Below are 25,723 nucleotides of genomic sequence, written 5' to 3' on the forward strand. Positions count from 1 at the left end.
TGAAAATACCAATATTAAGTAGGTAATAATGCAAAAAATGAATAGTTAGCAGTTTTTATTTTTGACTAATAAAATAAGGCAAGACAAAAACTTATTGAATAATAATAGTGCAATTAATGCATTTTTAGTAAGACATTAAAAGATATAATACTAGGAAGTAAAAATAAAAATTAAAACATGAAACACATGTTAGAGCTACTTTATTGACGCTATTTTCTTAATTCGCTATGGTTGATAAAGATAAGAAAAAGTGAGGATTATTATGAAAGCAGCGCAACTTACTAAATACAATAAAAAGACTCCACAAATACTAATTAGCAATGCTTCTTTGCCGCCGTTCGGACCTGATGACCTACTAATTGAAGTTAAAGCGGCCGGCGTGAATCCATTGGACAATTTAATAGCGCATGGTGATTTGAAATTAGTTACCCCATATAAATTGCCACAAATACTGGGAAATGAATTCGTAGGACTTGTTCAACAAGCTGGTAAAAATGTTACTAAATTTAAGGTAGGTGACCGCGTATATGGGCGCAATCCAGTAAATAATATTGGTGCGTTTGCTGAAGAATTAGTAGTTAATCAATCTGCAGTTGCCCATGTACCAGAATACCTTACCGATCAAGAAGCGGCTAGTGTTCCTTTGACTGCTTTAACAGCAATCCAGGCTCTTGAATTGTTACAAGCACAGCCAGGACAGACATTATTTATTTCTGGTGGGACAGGGAGTTTCGGTGCCATGGCGATTCCAATTGCAGTGGCAAAAGGACTTAAAGTAATTACTAGCGGTAGTCCACAAAAGCAGCAATATGTTGAACAACTTGGAGTAAGTAAATTTATTGATTACACCAAAGAAGATTACACAAAGGTTCTTTCAGGAATTGATTTAGTAATAGATACATTAGGTGGAAAAGAAACAATTAAGCAGATGGCAATTTTACGTCCTCATGGGAAGCTCGTATCTTTACGTGGAATGCCTAATAAGGAATTTGCTAAACGAATGAAAATGGGTAAATTCAAACAAGGACTTTTTAGTCTTGCATCCCGTAGTATTGAAAAAGAAGCAGCCAAAAAGAAAATAGACTATCAATTTTTATTTGTTACAGCCAATGGTCAACAATTAGCAGATGCAAGCCAGGTCTTGGTTAAAAATCAAATTCACCCCGCAGTTGGAAAAATATTCTCATTGAATGAAGTTTCCCAAGCGATGGAAAAAGTTCAGCAAGGACATAATAAAGGTAAAATAATTATCGATATGAGTAAAAAGTAAATAAGAAATAAGACTAGGATAGCGAATCTTAGTCTTATTTCTTATCTTTATTTAAAAATTTCTAACCCATTCATTAAGCTAACCAGCTGTTGGGCGCTCCAGGGCATGTATTCAGCAATAGTGAGACCAACTAAATTAAATTCTTGGTTAAGTGCTTTTAAGAAGGTCCACGTTTCTGGTACGTTGGCTTGTCCCATTGCCGCATTTTCCGGAATAGCAGTTAATTGCGGATTATTAAAGTAGGTTGCATAAAAATTATGGGGATTGAGAACATCGATATCAAAATGAATATAAAGATGGGTGAAAGTATTTTGATCAACCCAATCTTTCACTTCAGCGATTGAAAGATTATCATGGTGTTGATACTCAAGATTATCGTTTTGAAGAAGGTGTTTTTCTATCGTAGTTGGTTCTTGGAGGCCAGCATAGAAAATTTGATTAGGGTGAAGTGGGTGGTCCACGAGATTATTAAAGACGGGGTCACCCTTTTTTAGTAGATTTCCGAGAACCATGGCATGCTCATTTTCAAAAATCTCGGGAGTTGAAATATCGGGATGCGCGTCAACCCAAATTACCCCTAAATCATCGTATTTACCGTTTAGATAATCAATTGGGGCTTGTGAAACTAAACAGTTACCACCGAGGGTAATAATTCTAGCGGGAGATGCAGAATTAATTGCATCTTTTGTTTTTAATAAAGTGTTTTTAATGAGGGGCTGGCCATTAACATTATTTTCTTGAGATAATTTTTTAGGAACATTTGGAACATCAATAGTAATTGTTTCTTGGTGGGGTTTTTCGGGTGCGATCGCTGCTAATATTTTTGCGCCTAAAGCATAGATCGGATTGTTACCTGCTTGCCAATCTGGAACAACTAGCCGTAAAGTTTGTTTATTCATAATTTTGACATCCTTTCCTTTTTATTGACTTCATCATAAACTCTATAGTAAGTATAGAGTCAAGGAGGGAGAAAATAAAATGTTATCGATAGGACAAATGGCACAACTATGTCAGACAAGTGTCCAAACCTTACGACTATATGATAAAGAAGGTTTAATCAAGGCGGCCTATATTGATCCGCATACTCATTATCGTTATTACCGAACAGATCAGATATTTTTATTTAACCTTATTAAATATTTACAAAGTACTAATTTGTCTTTGAAAGAGATAAAGGAAACGTTGCAAAATGATATAGTAGGTTTAACTACTTTTTGGAATCAACAAGAAAAAGTAATTCAAGAGCAAATTAAACAAGAACAACAAAAATTAGAACTCGCGAAGTTTCAACGAAGACAATTAGATGCAATTGAAATAATGAAGGATCACTTAGGAAAGGGGCCTTATGTTAAGAAAATTAACAAAAAAATTGCTATTATTCCCGCAAAAGAAAAGATTACACCAAAAAGTCTTCCGGATAAAGAAGTTGCGGAATTAGACCAATTACTAATGAAAGCAGGTCAAACGCCCAATCTAGAATATGGCTTTAGTTTTAAAGCTACTCCCTATCAAACTCTTGAAGATATTTGCTACCAGAATATTTTTAAAGAACTTATTTTTCCAGCAGAGAAGAAAACAGGGCTAGAAATTAAAGATGTATCAGGGAAATATTTGTGTATCAATTTTATGTGGTCGACTGAGGAGTATCTTAGTAATTTAGAAAAATTATTGTCTTATCCTACTGACAGCGAGTTTATTTACGAAGAATCATATCCCTTAAATTATTTAACAACTGAATTAGTAGAGGGAAAAAATTATATTGCGGAGTTGAGAATATTATTAGGAAATGAATTATCATAACTGTATGATTACTTAATAATCGATAGTTAAATTTTTAGTATACTTTTTGTGTATACTGATATGATAATCAAGTAATGTTAGTTTAGAAAATTTGATGCTAATATTTAGACAATGATTAAAGCAAAGGAGACGAAAAATAATGTCTAAATATAATGTACCTACTTTCAAATTAAATGATGGCAATGAGATTCCAGTAATCGGTTTTGGGACTTTCCAAATCCCAGCTGATGGCACGACATACAATGCGGTTAAGGATGCTCTGGCTGCTGGTTACCGTCATATTGACACAGCAGCTGCTTACATGAATGAACAAGAAGTTGGAAAAGCAATTAAGGATAGCGGCATTTCTCGAGATCAAATCTGGGTTACTAGCAAAATGTGGCTTCAAGACTACAAGTACGAAGACGCTAAGAAGGCCATTGAAACTTCCCTTAACAAACTAGACCTTGATTATATTGACCTTTATCTCCTTCACCAACCATATGGAGCCGTTGATGAAGCATGGAAGGCTGTTGAAGAAGCACAAAAGGCTGGGAAGATCCGTTCAATTGGTGTTTCCAACATGACACCAAAGCTCTGGAACAAGTTTGTCCCTGGTTTTGATGTAACACCTGCTGTAAACCAAGTAGAATTTAATCCTTACTTCCAACAAAGGGAATTACGGGAAATCCTTGCGAAAGATAATGTCCGTCTTGAGGCATGGGCACCTCTTGGACAAGGTAACGCTGACTTGCTGCATGAACCAGTAATCACAGCAATTGCCGAAAAGTACGGTAAGAATGCCGGTCAAGTAATTCTTCGTTTTGAAAATCAAGAAGGAATTGTTGTCTTTCCTAAATCTGTTCACAAAACACGAATTAAGAGCAACCTCGATATCTTTGACTTCGAATTAACAGATGAAGAAATGGACCAAATTCGCGCACTCGATAAAGGCAAGGGAATGCACGATCCGGATGCACCCGGGGTTGGTGAAATGTTATTAAATGCATATGATATCCATGCTAATGATTAATACATTTAAAGCATAGATAAGAATTGATTATAGGTATTTTTTATTGCTACTTTTTTACGTTAAAATTTAGATAGAGTTTTAATATAAAGGAGGCCCTCAAGGATGGCAAAGACCCTTGTTTTATACTACTCTGCAACTAATACTACTAAGATGATTGCAGAACAGATTGCTCAAAAATTAAATGCAGATATTGCAGAAATTCATCCTGCACAACCATATACTGCTGCTGATCTTAATTGGCATGATGAGAAGAGCCGGACAACGGTTGAACAGCATGAACACAATAGTCGAGTTGACGTTAAGGATGATTTACCTGATCTTGCTAACTACGATAATATTGTTATTGGTCATCCAATTTGGTGGGCAATTCCGCCACGGATGATTAGTACGGTGATTGATCATCTTGATTTAAACGGGAAGAATTTAGCCTTATTTGCTACTTCTGGTGGAACAAACTATGATCGCTCACAAAGCTATGTTGAACGAACGGTTAATGAAAATGGTTATGATACTAAGATTAATCAAGGGGCAATTTTAAATGACCCACGCCAAATTGACGGCTGGATTGACTCACTTAATTTTAAATAAAGAGAAGCGCTGAAGCTGGGAAATCCAGTTGTTCAGCGCTTTTTGTAATAGTAAAACTCATTGCACTTCCTTTAAGTGGTTCAAGAAAACCTGCGCAACGTTAGATAATTGCCGGTTTTTATTCCAAATGAGATTATTTTGATCTGTAATAGTAGGTGTTAAAGGATGGAAGATAAGATTAGTTCCAGTAATATTGACCAAATTTTTATAGGTTAGCGCAAGACAGGCCCCAGTTTCCACTAATAAACGAGCATTAAAAATTAAATTGTACTGACCAATAAAGTTGTACTGATCAATCAATGAACCAGCCCATACCCGAAATACATCCTGCTCTTTAGATTGGGCTGACGTAATAATAGGGACGCCTTTTAAATCTTCCGGAGTAATTTGTGCTCTTTTTGCAAGCGGGTGGTCTTTTAGCATTAAAATTCCCCATGTATTCTTTTGGGGTAACCTAATTGAATGATAATCTAGGAGCTTTTCTGGCCCCATAACGATTCCAAAATCCAAGGTACCGTTATTTAAGCGCTGATAGATTTGATCGCTATCACCACTTACTAAGTTAATCTTAATATCTGGATACTTTTTGATAATATCACCAATTACTGTCATTGCTGGCTGAATAGCTGCACTTTCTCCTGCACCAATATCTAATGTTCCGCTAATGACATTTTGTGATTGCAGGTCGGTTTCAGTTTTGTCAACGAGGCCAGTAATCTCTTGTGCCCGTTCATATAAATAATAGCCTTCTTGGGTAAGTTTGATTTGGCGGTGTCCTCGTTCAAATAAAGTAATCCCAAGTTCCTTTTCAAGATCCATTAATTGTCGTGATAGTGTCGGTTGAGAAATATGTAATCTTTTAGCGGCATTTGAAATGTTTCTTTCTTGAACTACTTCAATAAAATATCTCAGTACACGGACTTCCATTTTGATCACTCCGATATGCTTTTTAACTATAGTATGCCATTAAATATAAGTATTTAACATTATTATAAAAACTCGATAAGATATAAACAATAATTTCAAGCAAAAGAGGGATGGAAATGAAAGAGATTCAAAAAGAAGAACTTGCGACAATCACGGCCACGGCTTTAAAAAATCAAGACTTGCTTCAACAATTGAATAGTCGGCCAGCATCGCAAAGAGAAATTCGCCATGTCCTTAATGATGTAACTGGTCAAAAAATAGATGCCTCGGTTGAAATTCGTTTGCCGATCCGTAGTGATTACGGAGCTAACCTGAAAATTGGGAAACAAGTATTTATTAACAGTGGTGCGATGTTTACTGATCTCGGCGGAATTGAATTAGAAGATAAGGTTTTAGTCGGACCCAATGTAACAATTATTTCGGTAAATCATCCCCTTGAACCGAAAAAGCGGCATGGGGTCGAGTTAAAATCAGTTCTTATTAAGCAAAACGCGTGGCTTGGCGCAAATGCTACAATCTTACCAGGTGTTACAGTTGGTGAAAATGCGGTTGTTGCAGCGGGAGCAGTTGTTAGTAAAGATGTTCCTGCTAATACTGTTGTTGCAGGCGTTCCTGCTAAAGTGATTAAGAAAATCGGAGGCGAATAATATGTCATTTGGATACATTACGCCATTATTTTTGGAGATCATGCTCATTCACGTGCTTTCTCTGAACGAGCTTATAAGTTAGCAAAAGAACCTAAAGAGATGTATGTTGTAGATGATTGTGAACATATTGATCTTTATGATCGGGTTGATAAAATACCATTTAATAAGATCAGACAATTCTTTGATGAAGCTTTTGTAAGGGAGAAATAGATGAAAAAATATTATCAATTATTACTTGCCCTGATTATCATTGTTGCTAGTTTGTTGGGAGGAAACTATAAAGTCCATGCGGTAACCCATTATGTTCAGTCGTCAACACCGACGATTTTTGTTCATGGTTGGGGGAGCAGTTCTCATGCCGAAGAAAAAATGGCTAATGCGGCCCGTGATGCCGGTGTAACCAAGACAATTGTGCGGGCGAATGTTGACAAAAAAGGGAAAGTAACTTTTAACCGCCCAATTCCCGCAAATGCCGTTAATCCTATTGTGGAAGTCAACCTTGAAGATAATAAATTAAGTGCATATCGAGATAATTACACGCAAGGTTATCATCATGGTGGTGAATATGTAAAAAATGTGGTACTAGCTTTAGAAAAACAACACCATTATAAGCAAATTAACCTTGTGGGCCATTCAATGGGAAACTTGGAAATTATCAATTATATTAATGACAATGTAAATGATAAAAGCCTTCCGCAAGTAGCCCACTTAGTAGCGATTGCTGGACACTATAATGGACTGGTAGGGCAAAGTGAGACGCAAAATGCTAAGATAAATCCAAAGACTGGCGAACCAGAGAAAATGGACTCTGCCTACCACGAATTACTTGGTTTACGGCAGATCTTTCCGAAAAATACAGCCGTGTTAAATATTTATGGGGATGTTGGGGGTGGTAGTCACTCGGACGAAGATGTACCGGTAAATTCTGCTAAATCATTAAAGTATTTAGTCAGTGATCGTGCAAAATCATATCGCGAAGTTGAAATTCATGGAAAGAATGCCCAGCACAGTAAGCTCCACAATAACAGTCAAGTAAACCGTGAATTGATTAAATTCTTGTGGGAAGAGTCAAATTAGTTGATACTGTGCATATTTTGCGAATAATGATCCATGGCAATGTTGTTTTTAATGATTTTCTAATTTAACTCTTGTTTTTCTCATTTTCACGTGATATTCTACTAATAATCAATTAAGAGAGATTAAAAAACGTTGACCGAGAATCGTCAATTCTGCTGAATTAAGAGAGCCGGTGGTTGGTGGAAACCGGTAGGAGGTAGTTGTGACAAATCCCTCGCGAGTTGTATGCCGAAATAATAGTAGAACATACTGGTAGCAGCCATTATCTTGCCGATTAATTGCCATTGTGGGCAGTTGATTGAGGCAACCCTTGTGTTGTAAATAAAGGTGGTACCACGTTGATAGACGTCCTTTTAGTTCTTAATAGAGCTAGGAGGGCGTTTTTTATTAGACATATTTAAAGGTGGTGGTGGTCATGGCAGACAGTGATATTTCAGACATTATTAACATTAAAGAAAAATTAGAACATGACCTGACCGGCTTAGACCGATAATTAATTTGGTAACAGCGGTCAGGTCCTAAGGAGGATATTATTATGACTGCAAATAAAAACGTTACCTTAAATGAAGAACAAGAAGCTTTTGCTCAAGAACTTTTCCAAGCTTATCAAAGCAAGAAACCACTGGTAATGGATGAATGGGCAGAGGTCGTTAGCGATGATAATACAGCTTATGCCCTTCAAGATCGTTTCGTTGAATTAAAGGGACTCCCAACTGGCGGGTATAAAGTTTCCTTAACTAGTAAGAAAACCCAGGACATGTTTGATTCTGATAGTCCGCTCTATGGACAACAAGTTGATGCCCACTTCTTACCATCACCTGCCGTTCTCTCTCTCAAAGAACAAACGATGGCTCCGTTAGTGGAAGTTGAACTCGGCTTCCGTGCTAAAACTGACTTGCACGCCAGTGACTCGATGGAAGATTTATTACATAAGACTACTGTCTGCGGCACGCTGGAAGTACCTGATAGTCGTTTTGCTGACTGGTTCCCAGATCTAAATAAATTCAGTGTCATGAGTGATTGTGCTGTTGGTGGGTATGTAGTATATGGTCAAGAACGACCAACCGATGAGGTGTTTAAGACCGTTGATGATGCAGCAAATGTAAACGTCACCCTTTACCACGATGGCAAAGAAGTGGATAGTGGGGCGTCAAGTGAAGTGCTTGGCAACCCATTAAAGTCATTGCAATGGCTAGTCAGAAAGCTTGAAGAACAAGGGAAGACATTCCGCGCAGGGCAGCTAGTATCATCAGGTACTTTCCTCTTACCACCACATTTAACTGCCGGCAAGTGGGAAGCCAAATTTGATAATGGCTTCGGCACTGTGAGTGTGGACGTGACCGACTAGAATTAATTATTTTACATAGTTGTGCAATAAAAGAGAAAGGGAGTTTTATTATGACGAGAAAAGTAGCAGTAGTCGGAATGGGTCACGTTGGGGCAACGGTAGCGCACTATTTAGTTGCTGGTGGCTTTGTCGATGACCTCGCATTATTTGATACTAATGAAGCTAAGGTGCAAGCGGATGCTTTGGACTTACGAGATGCAATGGCCAATTTGCCTTACCATACTAACCTGACTGTTAATGATGAAAGCCAATTGCGTGATTGTGATGTGGTCGTGTCAGCCCTAGGGAAATCAAAGTTGGTTGATACGCCAGATCATGATCGCTTTGCTGAATTTAAGTTTACGCGGACCCAAGTGCCCTTGGTAGCGAAGATGTTAGTAGACAATGGATTTCACGGTAAGTTAGTTGATGTTACTAACCCTTGTGATGTGATTACCTCAATGTACCAAAAATTAACGGGATTACCAAAAGAACACGTGATGGGGACGGGGACCTTACTCGACTCTGCACGGATGCGGGCCCGGGTTGGTGAAGCGTTGAAAGTTGATTCACGCTCTGTTGTTGGTTTTAATCTTGGGGAACATGGCAATTCGCAATTTACGGCATGGTCGACAGTCCGCGTCCTGGGGAATCCGGTCACTGAACTAGCAAAAGAACGGGGATTAAAGCTTTCTGAGCTAGAAGAACGTGCTCGTCAAGGAGGCTACCTCGTATATCAAGGGAAGAAATACACTAATTATGGTGTTGCCACGGCAGCAGTCCGGTTAACCAACGCATTATTGAATGATGCGCGAACTGAAATGCCAGTTTCTAATTATCGTGAAGAATACGGCACGTACCTTTCATATCCAGCTGTCGTTGGCCGTGACGGGGTAGTGGAGCAGCTGCATCTGGACTTGACGCCGGAAGAAGAAGCAAAACTAGCAACATCCGCAACATACATCAAAGAACGATTGAAAAAAGAAGAAGAGCGAGCAAACCAGCTAGCTCAGGCAGAATAGATTGATAACGTTAATGCCATGTGACATCTATTACGAGGAGTGACGACAATGACCAAGTTTAATTTTTCCAAACGCGTGCCAGCAGATGGAACAGATGCAGTCGGTGTAATCTTAAAAGCAGCGGCGGATCCAAAGATTATTTCTTTTGCTGGAGGATTGCCGGCGCCTGAGCTTTTCCCTGTCAAAGCGATGAAAGAAGCTGTTGACCAGGTGTTTGCTGAACGTGGTCAAGAAGTAATGCAATATGGAGCCGCTAAAGGGGTGACAGCCCTCCGTGAATTGGTTCTCCAACGTGTCAAAGAAAAAGAAAACGTGACCGGGCAGCTAGACAATGTGTTGATGACGACAGGTTCAGAACAAGCCCTTGACTTAGTCGGGAAGGCCTTTGTTAATCCTGGTGATACCATACTGGTCGAACAGCCAACTTATCTTTGTGCTCTTGATGTCTTTAAATCATATGGTGCCAACTTTGTGGGGGTAGAAATGGATGAAGCGGGGATGAAGATGGATGCCCTAGAAGAAGCATTAAAGGCTCATCCGGAAGCTAAGCTGGTTTACACCGTGCCAAACTTTCAAAATCCAACTGGCCGAACCATGGCACTAAAGCGACGGGAAAAGCTGGCCGAACTAGCCGCTAAATATGATGTTTATGTGTTAGAGGATAATCCTTATGGTGAAATTCGTTTTAAGGGGCAGCATGTACCAGCAGTTAAGTCGTTTGACAAAACCGGACATGTTTTCTATATGGGGACTTTCTCCAAGACGCTTGCTCCTGGTTTCCGTTTAGGATGGGTGGTAGCCGATGAAGCTGTTGTTAATAAGCTGACGGTACTGAAACAGTCTGCAGACTTGCATACAGATAACTTAGCCCAGTATGCCGTGGTAGAATTTCTGAAGCATAACGACCTTGATGCACATGTCAAGCAAATTAGTGACCTGTATGGGCAACGCAAAGCACTAATGACAGAGGGGCTAGAGAAATACTTCCCCCAAGGTGTTAAATATACTGATCCGGAAGGCGGAATGTTCCTATGGGTTGAAGTACCCGGAGTAGAAGATACTGTTGAGCTTTTTAAGCAATGTCTGGAACATAACGTGGCCTTTGTACCAGGTGACCCATTTTATGCAGGTGAACCACAGCCTGGTGCCTTCCGGTTGAACTACTCCAATGCTCAGGAAGACCAGATCAAGGCAGGAATGAAGCAACTCGGTGAAGCTCTGCAAGACGAGAGAGAGAATTAACGGCCAAGCCAAGTTATGACTAAGCGCCTTTCTGCTCCCGCCCAATCCACTGGCGTAATAATTAAACTGTGGTAAAGAAAATAAAATCCGCTAGTATTTTGGCGGATTTTTCCTTATCATTAACATAAATTTAATTTGCCTTAAAAGGAGTAAAAAAGTGCGCTCAAATAAGTTAACCAAAATCATTATTACCTCTACTCTCGCACTATCTTTATTAGCAGTGCCAGTTAGCCAGGCCACAGTTTTGGCGGCTGAGACAACTAGTGAAAGTACGAGCAACAGTTCAACTACTCAGACCCATACGCTAAATAAATCATATGTTGTATATGGAGCAGGGGCTGCCGAGAAGAATGAATTAAATAATGTACTAGCAGTCGATGATAACTTTACAACGTTAACCGCTACTGCCAGTGATTATCAGAAGTATATCAATCCGAATGGCTCGACAACTAATGCTGCCATGGTTAGTTCAGTAGCAATTGTCCCCACCGATCCAGGTTCGGGGATTAAAGTTAATGTAAAAAAGTTTAATGGTGAGGATAATATTACTAAAGTAACTGCTCAACAGTATGCTATGGTTGCTCAAATGGCCGGAGTCACGGATGTTACTATCACCGTTAGCGCTAACCGGGCCGTTTCTGGAGAATCAGCTTTAACCGGAGTCTATAAAGCCATTGCGGCAGATGGAGTCAGTTTAAATGAGCAAAATACTCAATCTGCTAACCAGATGTTGACCGCAACAAATGGGGCAATTGAAGCTAATAAGGATGATAGTAAATATCCTGGTAAGTTGATGGCTGCGGTTGGTGATACCACTAAGGAAATTAACCAACAAAAGAAACAAGGAACTACCCCAACGCAAAATCAAATTCAAGTAATCTTTAATCAGAAACTTGAAGAGCGAAACATTTACAATGAAACAAAGAATCATGAACAACCAATTATCAATGCGCTTGTTCAGTTTAATAATGCTCCAATTAGTTCAAGTAAAGACTATAGCTCGCACGTAACTGATACGATTAATAATGTAAAGAATTCATCAGGAGATATGATGAATAAGGCGAAAAAATTCTTGAATTCTCAAGACGGGCAGGCAGTTAAGCAACAAGCTCAGTCTTGGTGGACCCGGTTTGTTAACTGGATCCGTAGTTGGTTTTAAAATTTTAGCATAGGCAAAAGATCTTAATAATAGAAGGAAATAATAATGCGAAAGGTAAAATTATTTATTGCGATGAGTCTTGACGGGTATATTGCTGATCCGAATGGCAAAGTCGACTGGTTAGAAGATAGTAACAATGGTGAGGAAGCTGTTGACACTTATTCTAACTTCATTAAAGATATCGACACAATTTTAATGGGATGGAAAACTTATAACCAAATAGCTACAGAACTTTCGCCTCAAGAATAGATATATAACCAGTGCAAGACGTATGTTCTTACGCATAGAAAACAAATGACTCCAGATATTGATAATAAAATTTATTTTACAGATGAAAATCTTTACGATTTAGTAGAAAAACTAAAAAAGGAAAATGGAAAAGATATTTGGATCTGCGGTGGAGCCCATCTTGTTCAGCAATTAATAAATGCAGACTTGATTGATTATTACTACCTCACTATAATTCCAACAGTTTTGGGTTCGGGAATTCGATTGTTTGATAATCTTGATCATCAAATTAATTTAAATTTAATTAGTACACAATCTTGTAACGGAATAGTTGATCTAATTTATAAGCGGGAAAATTAATGATAAACAATAAGAGTATGAAATGATTATCTCGACAAGAAATTAAGGGATACAATAATGATAAGTGCAGTGTAAATCAATTATTAATTCTTAATTCTCTAACAGTAAAATCCGGACTACGATTTTTGATCGATCAAAAATCGTAGTCCGGATTTTAAATTATTGATGAAATTAGTCGCCAATCGACTAATTGATTGTCCAAATTTTGTTAGTTTTAAGAGACTAGGAGTTTTTTCCAGCCTCGTTTCTTTGTTGTAATTAATAATTAGTCAAGGGTTACTTCACCAGCAACATCAGTGTTAAAAAAGTCAGTAATTTCTTTAACGTCCATCCCTTGACCAAGGCCCCACATTAACTTAGTGATGGCACTTTCAGAAGTCATGTCGCGGGCACTGATTGCTCCTTCTAGGAGAGCCAGGCGTCCGACCTCGTATTTTGTTAGGTCGCTTCGTTCATAAAGACACTGACTAGAAGTAATAATCGGGATGCCATTTCGGATTAATTCACCAACAGCCGCAACCATATTTCGGCGAATAGATGTCATTCCTCCTAAGCCATATGCTTCAATAACAATGCCATGACAACCATTTTTAGCCATTGCATGAAGGAGAGATGGGTCAAATCCAGGAAAAAGCTTTACCAGCGAAACATGAGTGTCGATCTTAGTATTTAATTGACTTTTACCGGGTTGGGGATGCCGATGAGCTCTGATGGAAAAGCCGTCTGAAGTAACTTCTCCTACTGGCGGGACATTCACACTTTCGAAAGCATCAAAGGCGGTTGTTCGCACTTTTACACTCCGACAGCCACGCATTACTTTGCGATTAAAAGCAATGTAAACTCCTGGTTCGCAGTTAGCAGCGGCCGCAAAGGCAAGTCGTAAGTTATCAGGTGCATCACTAAGGATCACATTCATAGGAACTTGGCTTCCAGTTAGCACAACCGGAATATTAATATGTTGAAGCATAAAAGTCAGCATTGAAGCAGTATAAGCCATCGTATCTGTACCATGAGAAACAACAATTCCGTCATAATCATTACGATGGTCATAAATAGACTCAGCAATAATTTTCCACTCTTCAGGTTGAATGTTAGACGAATCTAATTCGAGAATATCACGAACAGTAATGTCATATTCCAGCCGACCAAGCATTTTGATTAATTCTTCACCAGACTCGCCTGGAGCTAGTCCTTCATCAGAGACAACCGAGGCAATAGTTCCACCGGTTGAAAGGAGTAATAATTTTTTCGTCATTTTAGTCACCATGATTCATTTTTTATTAATATTTTAAATAGGGATTTTCAGCGAAACAAGTTAAACGCCTATAATTTAACTTAAATTAGGCCAGTTTTGGCTAATTTCATTAAGTAAGGGCGTTAAGGATTTTCTTTGTTTCTTAAGGTAATTAGCATAAAACGTCATAGTCGCAGCTTCATCGGTAATCGGGATTCTAACGCGATCGTCGTTTGAAGTACGCTGTCGTGGAGTAACTGTTGTTATATTAGTACTAAAGTATGGAAAACTAGAGTATTTTGTGATTTCAGTAAGCGCGGCCCATTCTTCTTGATATAAAAATTTAGCATTTGGAATATATTTTTGGATAATTTCTTTCCACGGTCCGATATCGTTCAAAACGACAAAACTTAATCCGGCTAGGTCCCTAAAAGAAACTTGGTGGGAATTAGCAAGATACATGAATTTATCAAGGTTAACATAGAGATTTTCAGTACCCAAATAACGTGATTCAATTTGATCGGTTTGAATTTCTTGATCGCTGATAATTATTGAATTTTCATTGTTTAAAAGAGAAGCCGTGACTTGATCAGAGGGGGTAAAGTCATCATTAATCGAAATATGAGTAGAGAAAGAAGCTTGTTTCGTGCGAAAGAGGATTAATGGACCGGGCGCAATGGCTGCAATTTTAATTACTGATTGTCGAGCAGCATAATTTTGAAGTTGTTGAACAAAATTACGGTTGACGGCGAGAACTTCAGTAGCTTTTTCAGCAGCTAATTTTCCGGTATCAGTAAGGATAATGCGGTTTGGGTGGCGCTCAAATAGTTGAATCCCGAGTTCGTCTTCTAATTTTTGCATTCCTCGTGTAACAGTCGGCTGGGTAACGTTTAACTTTTCAGCAGTTTTAGCAAGTGTTTTTTCACTAGCAAAAGTTACCAGTTCTTCTAGTAAGTAATTATCGATCATTTGATCACACCTCATCAGCATACGTTAATTGTATACTATCATGCTAAGGTAGTAATTTCCAATTCGTAAATTAGCGATTAATATATAGACAATGATTGATTAGAGAAAGGAAGAATTAACATGTCAAAAGTACCAACAGTAAAATTAAATAACGGAGTAGAAATGCCAACCCTTGGATTTGGAGTATTCCAAGTTCCAGATTTAAGTCAAGCTGAACAAGTAGTTACCGATGCTCTTGAAGTCGGTTACCGTTTAATTGATACTGCTGCTGCTTACCAAAATGAAGAAGCAGTCGGCAAGGCAATAAAGAATAGTAGCGTAAATCGTGAAGATATTTTTGTAACTTCAAAGTTATGGGTGTCTGATTTTAACTATAAGCGGGCTAAAGCGGGGATTGATACTTCACTGCAAAAACTTGGCCTTGATTACATGGATCTTTACCTTCTCCATCAACCATATGGCGATACAATGGGTGCTTGGCGCGCATTACAAGAAGCACAAAAGGAAGGTAAGATTCGCGCAATCGGTGTATCGAACTTTTACGCTGATCAACTAAAGGATCTTGAATTAACAATGCCTGTTAAGCCAGCGGTCAACCAAATTGAAGTTAACCCTTGGTACCAACAAGACCAAGAAGTTAAGTTTGCGCAAAGTGAAGATATTCGTGTTGAAGCATGGGCACCATTTGCGGAAGGTAAGCATGATATCTTTACCAACGAAACAATTGCGGAGATTGCTGCTAAATATGGCAAGAGCAATGGTCAAGTAATTCTTCGTTGGCTCTTGCAACGTGGGATTACTGTCATTCCAAAGTCAGTCCACAAGAACCGGATGGAAGAAAACATCGATGTCTTTGATTTTGAACTTTCCGATGATGATATGAAGAAGATGGCTAGTCTTAACAAGAACGAAAGCCAATTTTTTGACCACCGTGATCCAGTTACGATTGAACAGATATTTGGCTCCAGCTTAAAGATGGTTCAAGATGATGAAAAATAATTAATAATATAGAAATAGAGAGGCTAAGGGAAAATTTTCTTAACCTGTGATAGCTAATAATAATTTATCGTGCAAGAACTTCTTTAATAGCATCAACAAGCGGAGTAACGGGATGACCAAGAACTTCTTCTAAATCGTTACTTTCTTTATTAAGGCTTCCAGAATCAATGGGGGCTTGGAATGATGCGAAGAGTTCAGCTGTTGGCGTATCTAAGCCAGCTTCTTCTAGTGATTTTACATAATCATCATGAGAAATCTGCTTGATAGCAAAGTGATTACCAGTAGCTTCTTGAAGAGCCTTTCCTAGTTCATCGTAAGTACGGGTTTTACCAGCAAATTCGTAAATTTCACGGGGATCTTCACTGGTAAGAACCTTTGCAGCACCTTCAGCGTAATCACGTTCAAGTGCCCAGCCAGCTTTGTTATTAGCCCAGTATAATGCATCATGATTAGCAGCTCCACTTTGTAGGAAGCCAATTTCATTTTCAAGGTACCAGTTATCACGAAGGAATGAGTGATCGATCCCGGCTTCTTTAATTGCGTTTTCTGTAAGGCGGTGGTCAGTTGCAAGAGGAGTAGTAGAATTTTGGGCATCAGGAAAACTAGTGTAAGCAACAAATTTAATGTTATTTTCTTTTAATGCATCAACTACATTAGCATGAGCAGTAGCACGATCAACCTTATCACTAGGTTGAGAAGAAATGAAGAGGACGCGATCAATTCCTTTTAACGCATCGATCATTGATGACTTATCTTCGTAATCTCCATGACGAACTTCATTATTAAGAAAGAGCTTAGTAGCCTTATCAGTGTTGCGGGCAATAACAATAACATTTTCTGCACCAACTAACTTGTTTAATTCTTTAACAGCAGTTTGTCCTAAGTTACCAGTAGCAGCAGTTACAACATATTTCATAATTAACAATCTCCTTTAATTTTTAACTTGTTACTTTTTGATTTACATGCATTATAATAACACGTGTTTTTCTAAAGTCAACATGTTGTTAAACTGGATTTGAAAATGCTGCGATTATTTGATGAAAGAGTTGGCTTATATGTGCAAATAATAAGACGACATATTTTTGAGGAGGTGCAAAAAATTTGAGTTTAGAAATAAGTAAAGATATGTTCTTAGTTGTAAAATAAAAAAGACAGTAATCTAAGGAGTGATTGAAGTGCAATTAATTATTACTGATACTGCCAGCAAATGATTCCAGCAAAACTTTAACCTAGTTAGTGGAGATGGAATAAAATTTTATGGTAAAACAATTCAACCACATAATGTTAAACATGGTCCTAAGCAGAGATATGAACTTGAATCGACGCTCGGTGAGGCAACAATCGTAATAAAAAAAGATATCATGTTAACTTTGCAGATGCTTGGTTCTTCTCAGGGCTAGCTGTTACTGTTGATTACAAACAAGGAGATCGAGAGCCTATCTTTATTTTTAGACGCGAAGATAATGGCGAACCAAATGTAGACGCTGCGCCTGGGGCATCTCGAAAATATGAAGAATACTGGGAATAAAATATTGTTAAGCTTACGATTTGGTGTTATAACAATAATATCTTAGGTACTTGCAGGCGATACCTAGCACAACATTGCCGTCGACGGAAAGGATATTCGATGAGAATCAATGTTTTGCAACACACGCCAAATGAAGGACCAGGAATGATTCAAGAATGGTCACAGGATCATGGACATGAGATGTATATTTATCATCCCTATCAGTTCGGCAATTTGCCAACCGCTGATGAGACTGACATGCTGATTATTCTTGGCGGTCCTATGAGCCCTAATGACGACTTAACGTGGATTAAGCAAGAACGCGTTTTAATTCAGCAACTGATAGAAGCTCACAAGCCAATTTTTGGCGCATGTTATGGGGCGCAACAGATTGCTAAGACGCTCGGTTATGCCATAAAAACGGCACCACATAAGGAAGTTGGTTGGGCGCCGGTGTATCTAAAAAGTGATATTATTCCTAATATTCCAGAAAAATTAACTGCTTTACATTGGCATGAAGAGATGTTTGAGGTTCCAGAGCAAGCAGACTTATTATTTAGTAGTGACTTAGTTAAAAATCAAGGCTTTGTTATGAACGGTAATGTAATTGGACTTCAATTTCACTTTGAACCGACAGCAGATAACGTTCGCGAGATTGCTGTAAATGATGATCAATATCCATTAGACCATAATGATCTTCACCAAAATGGAAAAGAAATCATTCAGCATGGCGTTCCGGCTGAAAATAAGCGAGTTATGTATCAACTGTTGGAGTTTATCGCAAATAATTAGAGCGCAAAATTTTGTTAATGCGAATATATTTCTAAAGTAAAAAAGCGAGGCTGGTTAAAAACAACTTCGCTTTTTATTTTTTAAAATTTTTTGGATGACCGTAAGCATAACCTTGTCGAAAAGGGATCTTTAGTTGATTTACTAATACAATATGGTTAGCATCTTCAATTTTACCGACAATCATTTCAATGTTGAAAATGGCGATTCTCCGTTGCCACTGCGCAAGCGTGATATCTATCCAGTGATTTGCCGACTTATTAAAAGAATGAATATTGAATTTTAAATAGGTGATATATGGCAAATATCGCTGTAACAAGTTGTAGGTCATTTTAGAAGAATCAACATTTTCAATAGTAACTTTAATTTGAAGTTGCTTAAGTTTTCTTAGTATCTGCAATATTTCTTTACGTTTAAAAATATTGGCACGTCTAATATCATTAGCATCTAATTCAATGACTAATTGCTTAACATTTATCGTTCCTAATACCCAAGTAAAGAAATACTCAGATCGAAAATCGGTAATTTGGCTGACAGTCATATTTAAAGATAGATTTGGAATTTCTTCTAATTGTGGATTGATTTCTTGAATTGTAGAAACAATTTTACTGAGGGGAAAGTCCACAACATTCTGAGGTAATTGCCAGTTATGAGTTTGGTGATCATATTCCCGTAATAAAAGTTCATAACCACGAATTTTATTTTGTTCGTCATAAATTGGCTGGCCAAAATATTTATATTTATTTGAAAATTTGTGCTCATTATCAATTCCATTTTTATTTTTATATCGATAGTGAGCCTCAATGCAAAAGCCGCTACAAATTAGGGTGAAGGCAATGAATATCCACCAAAGAAAATTTTCAAAACTTGCCATCATTATCAACTGCCTTTCTTTCGGGACTAATCCATTTACCACTTCCATGGCCGGTAACAGTTTTTATCGCTTTATGAAATGTAGTAACAATTGTTAAGGGATTGATGATCCAAGTAAATAAGAGATAAAGTGGCGAAAACAGTAAATAGCGCAACTTAGACCCATTAAAATCAAGAATCAACGCCGCCAGTACTTGAAAAAGACCAGCTATCAATTGAAAGTTAACAAAGATCATACTCATAACTATGCCATGCCAAATTCGTTCGTAGTTACCAGTTATTGAGAAGTCCAACATTGCAATAATGAAAATGATACTTGTTATCCAGAAAAAGAAAGACCAAATAATCGATAAAGTTGTGTCTGTTAACATGGGGATGACAAACCGATACTGCCACGGATGGCGAAAGACTTTCAGAAAATTAGAAAGCCAAACTTCTGACCCACCTTGCGCCCACCGCTTACGTTGCCGATATAAATCGTGAAACGTTTCGGGAACATTCATATGGAAAACGATATCTGGAGCAAACTTCGGAGTAGCATTAATAAAGGTATGGTCCCAGGCGATGCTAATGTCCTCAGTCGCACGATCTTGGCGGAAACCACCAACATTAATAAGAAAATCGCGTCGATACATGGTATTTGCACCGCTATATGCATACATCGTGTTATTGATGGCAGTTTGACTTCGCTTGATTATGCCAACAATACTAGAGAATTCAACCGTTTGGGATTTACCCCATAATGAGGAACGATTATAAACATCCATATTCGCAGTAATAGCAGCATAGTTTATCCCGTTAGCACTTGTAAAATATTGCATATACTTTATCAGTGCATCAGTTTCAGGAATAGTATCAGCATCATTGCTCAAGATATACTCACCCTTCGCAAAGAAAAGTCCAATATTAAACGCATGAGCCTTTCCTTGATTCTGTTCGATTCTAATAACTCTGAGGCGCGAATATTTTGCTTGCATTGAGCGAAGAATCTCAGGGGTACGATCATCACTTCCATCATCCATTACCAGCACTTCATAATTATGATAATTCAATTGGGTTAGTAAATACTCTAAAGTACTTTTTATTACGATTTCTTCATTATGCGCTGGAATCATAATTGTGATAAAAGGTTCGGGAGTAAGTTCGGCTTTTGGTGGTAATTCTTCTTTTTGGCGAAAGAGAACATATGATATTGCGCCAAAGAACCAGAACATCGCTCCTAAAATAGGATATATACATAAAATTAAATTGATTATTATAAGAAAGACCATCCATGGTGAGCTGGTTTGAAATGCTTCATAGAAAATGTTAGAAACCATCTTTATCATCTCCTATGTGATTGTTAACAATATCGCGTAATTGATTCTTAGTTAGATTTTGTTCAGGCTTAACAACAAAATTGCGCGTATTTGTTCGCATCTCAGGATCACCAAACTGCTTGGTTATGAATGATTCAGCTCGTTGGCGTTGTAAATGACTTTTGTTAATGTCAAACATGGGCCATTTTGTAGTTAGTCCACGAGTCCTTTGAGCTTGGATATATCCCATTGTAATGCAGAAGATCCCAATCATTCCTAAAGCAAATAGCAAAATGATTACTAAAAAATTAAGTTCACGAAATCCTTCAGCGTAATACCAAAAAAAGTACCCTTGATGACCATTAGTCCGGTAAGCCAGGTAAGTTGAAATAGTGATGATAATGGGGATAAGTAAAATGCACCAGCTAAGGAGCATAATTAGTGTTTGTCGAATTTTTAAGAGCCAGTGGTGATGCTCAAAATACATATCATGGTAATTATTTTTCATTATAAAGATAAGATCTGTCGTCCTTTCTTAATATTCTTAACGCGTTAGCAGAAAAAATTATATCATACGGTTCTTTTAGGAGAATATTATTAAATGAAAGATTAGAAGCGCTACTAGATTAATTCAGCTATAAGAAGTACAATTTTAAAGCTATTAATAAAAATAAAGTTTGAAAAGGTGAAAATAAGTTGGCGCTTAAACTTTTTTACGCGATACTCTATTTACCAATCATCGTTATTTGTATGATTATCAGTCAAATTTATTTTGAACGGTATTGGGTTTCGTATAAGAACTCACGGTTAACTAGTTGGGGGCTAGGAGCCGTTATTATAATTACTTACTTTATTCAGGAATTTTGTTTGTTTCAGTTGTCCTTATTTAATATCGGGCAAGTTGTTTTCATGCAAGTTGTTTCTGTTACAATGCTTTTTCGCGATAAAGTGTACAAAATATGGTGGGCATTATTAGCTCTAACCCCGTTGTTTGTGAATGTCGTGGAATACTTGATGGGGATTTTGCCGCTAAAAGATTGGTGGTATTGGATCGTTGAATCGATTGTTTTTACGACAATTTGTTTGGTTTTAACGCGGTGGCGCAGCATTTCTAAAAGAATTAGTTATTTTTATGCCATTGCATCGTTGGGAATAGTTGAGTTAGTATCGTTAGGGATTAACCATAGCTTTTCACCTGTAAGTGTTGTTGCAGCCACGTTAGGATTATTCGTTATTGCGATGTTTGAAGAGCAACGTTTTTATAGTGAGAAGAAAAATGAGCAAAAAATAAAACTTCTTGAAAAAGAAAGTGAACGTGACGATTTGACAGGGTTACTTAACTACCGAGCGCTTAGTCAAGAAATTAATCGATTAGCTAATAATAGTGAAATTCATAATATTGTAATCGGGGCATTAGATATTGATCACTTTAAGAAGATAAATGATACATATGGTCACTTTGTTGGTAATGAAGTGTTAAATTATTTCTCAACAGTTTTTCGCGAACAAATTCATTCCGCATTTCCCAAGCATGGTTATGTATATCGATTTGGCGGCGAAGAATTTACGATCGTAGTTTCTAACCATTCCCTAGAAGAAGTCTATCAATTACTACAGTCAATTGAAAAATTCTTTAATAATAAATCGATTGTTACTAAAGAAGGAATTAGATTAACGATTAGCTTTTCATGCAGTTTAACTGATCGTTTGAATGATGAATTACTTGACACGACCTTGAAGCGAGCTGATAAAATGTTATATAGTGTAAAGAATAATGGCCGGGGATGGATAGTTACAGATCGGCATAAACATCTCTAAAGCCTAGTTCAGAACGTAAAACAAATAATTATTAAAAGTTAGGGATAAAAATGTACAATATCTTTCAGCCAATCCTTAGTGTTGATCAAGCGATGAATGCTGAAATTGACACTTATGAAATGCTTATTCGAAATAATAATGGCGAGTTTCCAGGAAATAATTTTTTGCACAGTCTCACGACGCAAGAGGGAAACGATACATGGATTAAGGCAAGTCGTAAATCTTTAAGGGATGCTTTAAAAGATCAACAAAATCGCAAAATATATATTAATTTAGAACCGTGTCAAATGAAGTTTGAAAGCATTTGGCAATTTTTAGAAGAGATTCGCGAAGCATATCATGATCACGTGGCAATTGAGATTACAGAACGTCGCGAAACGATTCATAGTCTTGATTATTTAGATAGAGAAATCCAACGTCTCAAAAAAATGGGCTTTGAATTGGCAATTGATGATGTGTGTGCGGGTAATAATAGTTATGCATTCATTAAAAGACAGCTAAAGGCTATTAGTCGAATCAAATTATCTCTATTACTTTTTAAGGATGAAGACGATAAAACGTTGATTAGCTTCGTTGACGCCTGGTTAGCTTTTGCCAAAAAACATCAACTTACTTTTGTTATTGAAGGAATCTCAAATCGACAATTAGCTAAAAAATTTGCGGGGAATCCAGTTGTTTTACAACAAGGCTTTTACTGGGGAAAAGGTACACTGCATTTTGAAAATAAAGACGAACGAATAAAGGGTTAAAGACCAGCAAATAATTGCCAATCTTTAACCCTTTTTTCTGAATATCATTAAACATTATCAATTATAAGATAGGGAAATTAAAGTTGGAAATGGTGCGTAAATTTACAAAATAAAAAAAGATGAGACCAAGAATTTTAGTCTCATCTTTTTTATTAAGGGTTCAAACGATTAAGCATCCGTGGGAATGGAATGTTTTCACGAATGTGGTCTTGAAGAGTAATCCAAGCTAAGAATCGTTCAAGTCCCATTCCAAATCCAGAGTGAGGAATTGAACCGTACTTCCGTAAATCATCATACCAACCATAATCTTCTTTACTTAAGCCATTTTCTTCAAGCTTATTTGTGATGTATTCGTAATCGTAAGAACGTTCAGAACCACCAATGATTTCACCATAGCCTTCTGGAGCAAGCAAGTCCGCACAGATAACTTGGCGAGAATCTTCAGGATCTTCAGGCATGTAGAAAGCCTTGATTTCTTTAGGATAGTTTAAGATAAAGACTGGCTTTTGGAATTGGTCGGCTAAGTAGGTTTCTTCTGGTGAACCAAAGTCAGCGCCGTATTCTACATCAAAACCGCCTTTTTGAAGCATTTCAATGGCTTCCTTATAAGTGATCCGTGGATATGGTAATTCAGTGAATGGCTTTAAGCTTTCAACACTCCGACCAACCATTTCAAGTTCGCGAGCACAATGATCAATTAAGTCTTGAACTAAGTAAGCAATGTATTGTTCTTGAATCTTAAGACTTTCTTCTTGGTGCATCCAAGCCATTTCGGGTTCGATCATCCAGAATTCCATTAAGTGACGACGAGTCTTTGATTTTTCAGCACGGAAGGTAGGACCCATTGTGTAAACTCGACCTAATGCCATGGCTCCAGCTTCTGCATATAATTGACCAGATTGTGAAAGGTAGGCAGAACGATCGAAGTAATCAGTTTCAAATAATTCGGTAGTCCCTTCAGGAGCACTTCCAGTTAGTTCTGGAGCATCAAATTGAGTAAATCCATGCTTTTCAAAAAATTCCATTGTCGCAAGCTTAACACGGCTTCGGATCCGCATTAATGCCCATGGCTTACGAGAACGTAACCATAAATGACGGTTATCAAGTAAGAAGTCAATTCCATGTTCCTTGTTACCAATAGGGTAATCTTCACTTTCGCCAACAATGTCAAAGTCTTTGATATGAATTTCATAACCAAACTTCGAACGCTTGTCTTCAGCAATTTCACCAGTTACCCAAAAACTAGTTTCTTGGTGTAAATCATGCTTAGCAGAGTCGAATTTTTCTTCAGGAACATCATTTTTACGAATGATCCCTTGGAAAAATCCAGTTCCGTCACGGAGTTGCAAGAAAGCAATCTTACCGCTTGAACGCTTATCAGTTAACCAAACACCAATTTTAACTGTTTCCCCAACATGTTTTGGTGCTTCACTAATTGTAATAGTTTCCACTTTTATACTCTCCCTTAAATTATAGAATTTGAATGTGGTTCTCTTCACACTTCTTAATCATATCTTCTGGCCAAATACTTGCCTGTACTTCTCCAATATGAGCTTTGCCAAGAAGAAGCATACAGAGACGGGATTGACCAATTCCTCCACCAATTGTATATGGTAATTCGCCATTGAGCAACATTTTATGGAATGGTAATTTTTCACGATCAGTTGCATCGGCTTGTTCAAGTTGATATTTCATTGCTTCTGGACTAACCCGGATTCCCATACTTGAGATTTCGATCCGGCGTTGAAGAGGTTCGTACCAGAAAATAATATCACCGTTTAAGCTCCAGTCATCATAATCAGGTGCTCGACCGTCGTGAGGCTTACCACTGCGTTGCAACTTGTCACCGATCTTCATTACAAAAACAGCACCAAGTTCTTTAGCAATCTTATCTTCCCGTTCGAGCGGAGTAAGGTCTGGCCACCGGTCTTCAAGTTCTTGCGTTGTAACAAAATGAATTTCATCTGGCAAATGGTAAACAGCTTGAGGGAATTTGTACCAAACTTCATGTTCCATGTGCTTAATTACTTTGAAAATATCACGAACTGTATCCTTTAAAGTTTCTTCTGTTCGTTCATCCTTACTAATAATTTTTTCCCAATCCCACTGATCAACATAAATTGAGTGGAAGTTGTCGAGGTCCTCTTCTTTCCGAATAGCGTTCATGTTGGTATAGAGACCTTCATGCATTCCAAAACCGTACCGCTTAAGGGCAAGTCGTTTCCACTTTGCAAGGGAATGAACGACTTCAACAGTTTCGCTTGGCATATCTTTCATTTCAAATGATACTGGTTGTTCAACACCATTTAAGTTATCGTTTAATCCAGTACTTTTTTCAACAAACATTGGTGCAGACATTCGTTGAAGATTTAGTTCCTTGCCAAATTCGTCTTGGAAAGTTTCACGAATATAACGAATAGCAGCTTCAGTTTCTCTAATTGAAAGACGTGGATCGTAATCCTTTGGAATAGTTAAGTCCATAATAGACACTCCTCAAATAATATATTTAGGAATGAATTAAAAAAGCCCTTCGTTCCCCTTATAATCAAGGGACGAAAGGCTTTTTTCCGCGGTACCACCCAAATTGTCTAGTATAAAACTAGGCCTCCTCAAGAGCACATCATGCTCTGCCGGTGAGGTAACGGTCCGGATCCGGCCAAGCCTACTTTAAGTAAACTTATTTGGGTTGGCAGCACTCGCGAAAGTGTTATTCACTAGTGTAGGGTCGACTGGTTTCTCACTACCACCAGTTCACTGAACGAATACAACTAGTTACTCTTCTTTCTCATCGCTTTTTTATTTTGTTAATTGTATTTTAACCTAATTCA

Annotated in this window: 26 protein-coding genes, 1 pseudogene and 2 other annotated features; of the genes and pseudogenes, 17 read left to right on the forward strand and 10 right to left on the reverse strand. The window is 37.7% G+C overall.

Features of this window, described 5'->3' with window-relative positions; translation table 11 throughout:
- Window positions 1–262: 262 nt before the first annotated feature.
- On the forward strand, window positions 263–1,270 hold the full coding sequence (locus tag LMB57_RS07825) for an NADP-dependent oxidoreductase (protein ID WP_229271587.1): 1,008 nt from the start codon (window positions 263–265) through the stop codon (window positions 1,268–1,270).
- Between the two features lie 47 nt (window positions 1,271–1,317).
- Here the strand turns inward: LMB57_RS07825 and LMB57_RS07830 are convergent, their stop codons facing one another.
- The gene (locus LMB57_RS07830) at window positions 1,318–2,169 is read right to left on the reverse strand and encodes an arginase family protein (RefSeq protein ID WP_229271586.1); all 852 of its coding nucleotides are present in this window, start codon (window positions 2,167–2,169) and stop codon (window positions 1,318–1,320) included.
- A 79-nt stretch (window positions 2,170–2,248) separates the two neighbouring features.
- On the opposite strand from LMB57_RS07830, the gene LMB57_RS07835 reads away from it, so the two are divergent.
- From LMB57_RS07835 to LMB57_RS07845, 3 genes are all read left to right on the forward strand, one after another.
- Window positions 2,249–3,070 carry a MerR family transcriptional regulator gene (locus LMB57_RS07835; protein WP_229271585.1) on the forward strand — a complete coding sequence of 274 codons (822 nt, stop codon included), beginning with the start codon at window positions 2,249–2,251 and terminating at the stop codon, window positions 3,068–3,070.
- A gap of 139 nt (window positions 3,071–3,209) precedes the next feature.
- Entirely contained in the window at window positions 3,210–4,082 is an 873-nt protein-coding gene (locus LMB57_RS07840; RefSeq protein WP_229271584.1) for an aldo/keto reductase, read from the forward strand.
- Between the two features lie 102 nt (window positions 4,083–4,184).
- Complete coding sequence (locus LMB57_RS07845; RefSeq protein ID WP_229271583.1) at window positions 4,185–4,670, forward strand: flavodoxin; 486 nt, start codon at window positions 4,185–4,187, stop codon at window positions 4,668–4,670.
- A gap of 57 nt (window positions 4,671–4,727) precedes the next feature.
- On the opposite strand, the gene LMB57_RS07850 is transcribed toward LMB57_RS07845, so the two are convergent.
- A complete protein-coding gene (locus LMB57_RS07850; protein ID WP_229271582.1) occupies window positions 4,728–5,597 on the reverse strand; it encodes a LysR family transcriptional regulator in 870 nt (289 codons plus the stop codon).
- A 116-nt stretch (window positions 5,598–5,713) separates the two neighbouring features.
- On the opposite strand from LMB57_RS07850, the gene LMB57_RS07855 reads away from it, so the two are divergent.
- The 8 genes from LMB57_RS07855 (at window position 5,714) to LMB57_RS09910 (ending at window position 12,659) form a co-directional block, all read left to right on the forward strand.
- Window positions 5,714–6,244, forward strand: a complete 531-nt coding sequence (locus LMB57_RS07855) for a DapH/DapD/GlmU-related protein (protein ID WP_229271581.1) — start codon at window positions 5,714–5,716, stop codon at window positions 6,242–6,244.
- 210 nt (window positions 6,245–6,454) lie between these two features.
- Window positions 6,455–7,321, forward strand: a complete 867-nt coding sequence (locus LMB57_RS07860) for an alpha/beta hydrolase (RefSeq protein WP_229271580.1) — start codon at window positions 6,455–6,457, stop codon at window positions 7,319–7,321.
- Window positions 7,322–7,444: 123 nt separating this feature from the next.
- Window positions 7,445–7,677 (forward strand) — a binding site (T-box leader).
- Between the two features lie 179 nt (window positions 7,678–7,856).
- Window positions 7,857–8,669: a 2-keto-4-pentenoate hydratase gene (locus tag LMB57_RS07865; protein ID WP_019254126.1), complete on the forward strand. Its 813-nt coding sequence runs from the start codon at window positions 7,857–7,859 to the stop codon at window positions 8,667–8,669.
- Between the two features lie 50 nt (window positions 8,670–8,719).
- Entirely contained in the window at window positions 8,720–9,670 is a 951-nt protein-coding gene (locus LMB57_RS07870) for an L-lactate dehydrogenase (protein ID WP_229278165.1), read from the forward strand.
- 48 nt (window positions 9,671–9,718) lie between these two features.
- Window positions 9,719–10,912, forward strand: a complete 1,194-nt coding sequence (locus LMB57_RS07875) for an aminotransferase-like domain-containing protein (protein WP_229271579.1) — start codon at window positions 9,719–9,721, stop codon at window positions 10,910–10,912.
- Between the two features lie 157 nt (window positions 10,913–11,069).
- Complete coding sequence (locus LMB57_RS07880; RefSeq protein ID WP_087215087.1) at window positions 11,070–12,071, forward strand: DUF1002 domain-containing protein; 1,002 nt, start codon at window positions 11,070–11,072, stop codon at window positions 12,069–12,071.
- Between the two features lie 45 nt (window positions 12,072–12,116).
- Window positions 12,117–12,320, forward strand: coding sequence for a dihydrofolate reductase family protein (locus LMB57_RS09905; protein WP_418887479.1), 204 nt, complete (start codon window positions 12,117–12,119; stop codon window positions 12,318–12,320).
- Between the two features lie 45 nt (window positions 12,321–12,365).
- The gene (locus LMB57_RS09910; RefSeq protein WP_418887480.1) at window positions 12,366–12,659 is read left to right on the forward strand and encodes a dihydrofolate reductase family protein; all 294 of its coding nucleotides are present in this window, start codon (window positions 12,366–12,368) and stop codon (window positions 12,657–12,659) included.
- Between the two features lie 265 nt (window positions 12,660–12,924).
- Here the strand turns inward: LMB57_RS09910 and LMB57_RS07890 are convergent, their stop codons facing one another.
- Both LMB57_RS07890 and LMB57_RS07895 read right to left on the reverse strand, forming a co-directional pair.
- Window positions 12,925–13,914 (reverse strand): asparaginase, encoded by a 990-nt coding sequence (locus LMB57_RS07890; protein ID WP_229271578.1) that lies wholly within the window; start codon window positions 13,912–13,914, stop codon window positions 12,925–12,927.
- Between the two features lie 75 nt (window positions 13,915–13,989).
- Complete coding sequence (locus LMB57_RS07895) at window positions 13,990–14,862, reverse strand: LysR family transcriptional regulator (protein WP_229271577.1); 873 nt, start codon at window positions 14,860–14,862, stop codon at window positions 13,990–13,992.
- Window positions 14,863–14,982: 120 nt separating this feature from the next.
- Between LMB57_RS07895 and LMB57_RS07900 the strand changes: the two genes are divergently transcribed.
- Window positions 14,983–15,861, forward strand: a complete 879-nt coding sequence (locus LMB57_RS07900) for an aldo/keto reductase (protein WP_229271576.1) — start codon at window positions 14,983–14,985, stop codon at window positions 15,859–15,861.
- A gap of 64 nt (window positions 15,862–15,925) precedes the next feature.
- Here the strand turns inward: LMB57_RS07900 and LMB57_RS07905 are convergent, their stop codons facing one another.
- Window positions 15,926–16,777, reverse strand: coding sequence for an SDR family oxidoreductase (locus LMB57_RS07905; protein WP_229271575.1), 852 nt, complete (start codon window positions 16,775–16,777; stop codon window positions 15,926–15,928).
- A 250-nt stretch (window positions 16,778–17,027) separates the two neighbouring features.
- On the opposite strand from LMB57_RS07905, the pseudogene LMB57_RS09915 reads away from it, so the two are divergent.
- Together LMB57_RS09915 and LMB57_RS07910 are read left to right on the forward strand one after the other, a co-directional pair.
- A pseudogene (locus tag LMB57_RS09915) lies at window positions 17,028–17,389 on the forward strand (HesB/YadR/YfhF family protein).
- 99 nt (window positions 17,390–17,488) lie between these two features.
- A complete protein-coding gene (locus LMB57_RS07910; protein ID WP_229271574.1) occupies window positions 17,489–18,160 on the forward strand; it encodes a type 1 glutamine amidotransferase in 672 nt (223 codons plus the stop codon).
- Between the two features lie 73 nt (window positions 18,161–18,233).
- On the opposite strand, the gene LMB57_RS07915 is transcribed toward LMB57_RS07910, so the two are convergent.
- Genes LMB57_RS07915 through LMB57_RS07925 form a run of 3 tightly spaced genes read right to left on the reverse strand, consistent with a single transcriptional unit; the run spans window position 18,234 to window position 20,836 of the window.
- Window positions 18,234–19,031, reverse strand: a complete 798-nt coding sequence (locus LMB57_RS07915) for an EAL domain-containing protein (RefSeq protein ID WP_229271573.1) — start codon at window positions 19,029–19,031, stop codon at window positions 18,234–18,236.
- The gene (locus LMB57_RS07920; protein WP_229271572.1) at window positions 19,018–20,349 is read right to left on the reverse strand and encodes a glycosyltransferase family 2 protein; all 1,332 of its coding nucleotides are present in this window, start codon (window positions 20,347–20,349) and stop codon (window positions 19,018–19,020) included. The genes LMB57_RS07915 and LMB57_RS07920 overlap by 14 nt, the downstream gene beginning before the upstream one ends.
- Entirely contained in the window at window positions 20,339–20,836 is a 498-nt protein-coding gene (locus LMB57_RS07925) for an ABC transporter permease (RefSeq protein ID WP_229271571.1), read from the reverse strand. The genes LMB57_RS07920 and LMB57_RS07925 overlap by 11 nt, the downstream gene beginning before the upstream one ends.
- A gap of 242 nt (window positions 20,837–21,078) precedes the next feature.
- Between LMB57_RS07925 and LMB57_RS07930 the strand changes: the two genes are divergently transcribed.
- Window positions 21,079–22,146 (forward strand): GGDEF domain-containing protein, encoded by a 1,068-nt coding sequence (locus LMB57_RS07930; protein WP_229278166.1) that lies wholly within the window; start codon window positions 21,079–21,081, stop codon window positions 22,144–22,146.
- Between the two features lie 50 nt (window positions 22,147–22,196).
- Window positions 22,197–22,895 carry an EAL domain-containing protein gene (locus LMB57_RS07935; protein WP_267493666.1) on the forward strand — a complete coding sequence of 233 codons (699 nt, stop codon included), beginning with the start codon at window positions 22,197–22,199 and terminating at the stop codon, window positions 22,893–22,895.
- A gap of 152 nt (window positions 22,896–23,047) precedes the next feature.
- On the opposite strand, the gene asnS is transcribed toward LMB57_RS07935, so the two are convergent.
- Window positions 23,048–24,346, reverse strand: a complete 1,299-nt coding sequence (asnS, locus tag LMB57_RS07940; protein WP_229271568.1) for an asparagine--tRNA ligase — start codon at window positions 24,344–24,346, stop codon at window positions 23,048–23,050.
- Window positions 24,347–24,365: 19 nt separating this feature from the next.
- Window positions 24,366–25,376, reverse strand: a complete 1,011-nt coding sequence (gene asnA, locus LMB57_RS07945; RefSeq protein ID WP_229271567.1) for an aspartate--ammonia ligase — start codon at window positions 25,374–25,376, stop codon at window positions 24,366–24,368.
- Between the two features lie 64 nt (window positions 25,377–25,440).
- Window positions 25,441–25,693 (reverse strand) — a binding site (T-box leader).
- Window positions 25,694–25,723: the final 30 nt, after the last annotated feature.

The sequence above is a fragment of the Limosilactobacillus secundus genome, assembly GCF_020784695.1.
Lineage (GTDB): Bacteria > Bacillota > Bacilli > Lactobacillales > Lactobacillaceae > Limosilactobacillus > Limosilactobacillus reuteri_F.

What these genes read in the sequence shown, in the direction of transcription:
- LMB57_RS07825 (WP_229271587.1), top strand. Translation starts at nt 263, where the DNA reads ATGAAAGCAGCGCAACTTACTAAATACAATAAAAAGACTCCACAAATA.
- LMB57_RS07830 (WP_229271586.1), bottom strand. Translation starts at nt 2,169, where the DNA reads ATGAATAAACAAACTTTACGGCTAGTTGTTCCAGATTGGCAAGCAGGT.
- LMB57_RS07835 (WP_229271585.1), top strand. Translation starts at nt 2,249, where the DNA reads ATGTTATCGATAGGACAAATGGCACAACTATGTCAGACAAGTGTCCAA.
- LMB57_RS07840 (WP_229271584.1), top strand. Translation starts at nt 3,210, where the DNA reads ATGTCTAAATATAATGTACCTACTTTCAAATTAAATGATGGCAATGAG.
- LMB57_RS07845 (WP_229271583.1), top strand. Translation starts at nt 4,185, where the DNA reads ATGGCAAAGACCCTTGTTTTATACTACTCTGCAACTAATACTACTAAG.
- LMB57_RS07850 (WP_229271582.1), bottom strand. Translation starts at nt 5,597, where the DNA reads ATGGAAGTCCGTGTACTGAGATATTTTATTGAAGTAGTTCAAGAAAGA.
- LMB57_RS07855 (WP_229271581.1), top strand. Translation starts at nt 5,714, where the DNA reads ATGAAAGAGATTCAAAAAGAAGAACTTGCGACAATCACGGCCACGGCT.
- LMB57_RS07860 (WP_229271580.1), top strand. Translation starts at nt 6,455, where the DNA reads ATGAAAAAATATTATCAATTATTACTTGCCCTGATTATCATTGTTGCT.
- LMB57_RS07865 (WP_019254126.1), top strand. Translation starts at nt 7,857, where the DNA reads ATGACTGCAAATAAAAACGTTACCTTAAATGAAGAACAAGAAGCTTTT.
- LMB57_RS07870 (WP_229278165.1), top strand. Translation starts at nt 8,720, where the DNA reads ATGACGAGAAAAGTAGCAGTAGTCGGAATGGGTCACGTTGGGGCAACG.
- LMB57_RS07875 (WP_229271579.1), top strand. Translation starts at nt 9,719, where the DNA reads ATGACCAAGTTTAATTTTTCCAAACGCGTGCCAGCAGATGGAACAGAT.
- LMB57_RS09905 (WP_418887479.1), top strand. Translation starts at nt 12,117, where the DNA reads ATGCGAAAGGTAAAATTATTTATTGCGATGAGTCTTGACGGGTATATT.
- LMB57_RS09910 (WP_418887480.1), top strand. Translation starts at nt 12,366, where the DNA reads ATGACTCCAGATATTGATAATAAAATTTATTTTACAGATGAAAATCTT.
- LMB57_RS07890 (WP_229271578.1), bottom strand. Translation starts at nt 13,914, where the DNA reads ATGACGAAAAAATTATTACTCCTTTCAACCGGTGGAACTATTGCCTCG.
- LMB57_RS07895 (WP_229271577.1), bottom strand. Translation starts at nt 14,862, where the DNA reads ATGATCGATAATTACTTACTAGAAGAACTGGTAACTTTTGCTAGTGAA.
- LMB57_RS07900 (WP_229271576.1), top strand. Translation starts at nt 14,983, where the DNA reads ATGTCAAAAGTACCAACAGTAAAATTAAATAACGGAGTAGAAATGCCA.
- LMB57_RS07905 (WP_229271575.1), bottom strand. Translation starts at nt 16,777, where the DNA reads ATGAAATATGTTGTAACTGCTGCTACTGGTAACTTAGGACAAACTGCT.
- LMB57_RS07910 (WP_229271574.1), top strand. Translation starts at nt 17,489, where the DNA reads ATGAGAATCAATGTTTTGCAACACACGCCAAATGAAGGACCAGGAATG.
- LMB57_RS07915 (WP_229271573.1), bottom strand. Translation starts at nt 19,031, where the DNA reads ATGGCAAGTTTTGAAAATTTTCTTTGGTGGATATTCATTGCCTTCACC.
- LMB57_RS07920 (WP_229271572.1), bottom strand. Translation starts at nt 20,349, where the DNA reads ATGGTTTCTAACATTTTCTATGAAGCATTTCAAACCAGCTCACCATGG.
- LMB57_RS07925 (WP_229271571.1), bottom strand. Translation starts at nt 20,836, where the DNA reads ATGAAAAATAATTACCATGATATGTATTTTGAGCATCACCACTGGCTC.
- LMB57_RS07930 (WP_229278166.1), top strand. Translation starts at nt 21,079, where the DNA reads ATGATTATCAGTCAAATTTATTTTGAACGGTATTGGGTTTCGTATAAG.
- LMB57_RS07935 (WP_267493666.1), top strand. Translation starts at nt 22,197, where the DNA reads ATGTACAATATCTTTCAGCCAATCCTTAGTGTTGATCAAGCGATGAAT.
- asnA (WP_229271567.1), bottom strand. Translation starts at nt 25,376, where the DNA reads ATGGACTTAACTATTCCAAAGGATTACGATCCACGTCTTTCAATTAGA.